1 rRNA gene is annotated in these 1,101 nt (G+C 31.6%); it reads right to left on the reverse strand.

Annotation, left to right across the window (positions count from 1 at the left end):
• Positions 1-1,020: 1,020 nt before the first annotated feature.
• Positions 1,021-1,101, reverse strand: a 5S ribosomal RNA gene (gene rrf, locus ACVFVN_RS14755); the annotation flags it as partial.

Genomic DNA, 1,101 nt, shown 5'->3' on the forward strand with positions numbered 1-1,101 from the left:
GAACTTCGTTCTTTTCGCATAAATCAGCATACTGTTTCTGTCATCTGTCTGCCGATTTGCGAGTGCAAAAGTAAAAACTTTTTCCAAACTGACCAAATGTTTTTGAAAGTTTTTTTTAAAAAAATTTCAAAACCTATAATCAATCTCTAAATTTATTTCTATCCTCTTCTGCGCTGCTTTTTGTTTCAAAAGTGTGGCAAAGATAAAAACTTTATCCTATTAAATCCAAATTAAATCTTAATTCTTTTTAAACTTAATTTCTAAAAGCAGCTTCTCTACCATTTTTTGGTTCTGCAAATGTAGGGCGTTTTATTAATCGCATCCAAATTTTGTTAATATATAGTTTACAATGTGGATAAATATATTCATAAATCACTGATTACATACATTTTACGACTCTCAACTATTTACTAACATCTAGTCTTTCAAAAAGATTAGTGACTAATATCCATACATAAAACTAAGGAACTTCGAGTTTACAATAACGACATTAGCACATAACATAAAAACTTTAAAGCTATAGACAATGGTTTACGACTGTCATCTTCCAGTAGTCAATGCTAAGTTCTAAATAAAACTTACGATAATTTATAGTACTAAAAATTAAAAGAAAAGTAAATATTTATTATAAAACAAAAAATTCAGCAAATGAGCTTGATTAAATTTGCTGGCAGTATGAGCTAAAATATTATTTTTTATTAGCATTTTCCCGCTTTCACTACTCGCTTTTTTATGCCAAGTTGTTTTCCAGCAACATACAAAAAGAGCTCAAACACGCCGATCAATCGGGGCTAGGTTAGGAGTTGAGAGTTGATATCTCAGGGGTTAGAGTTTAAGGTTTAGAGTTTAAAGTTTAGATGTTAGAATAACACTAAAAAAGTAGAAGGAGTTGTAGCTTATTGCTTGTAGCTTATTGCTAGTGCTTATAGCTATTGCTTTTTGGTTATTGCTTTTTGGTTATTGCTTATAGCATAAAAACAAAAAAAGCTCATCAACAATGTTGATGAGCTTTCAAATAAAAACTGGCGGCGACCTACTCTCCCGCGTTAGCAGTACCATCGGCGCTAGAGGGCTTAACTTCTGTGTTCGGAATGGGAACAG

This window comes from Soonwooa purpurea, assembly GCF_053891095.1.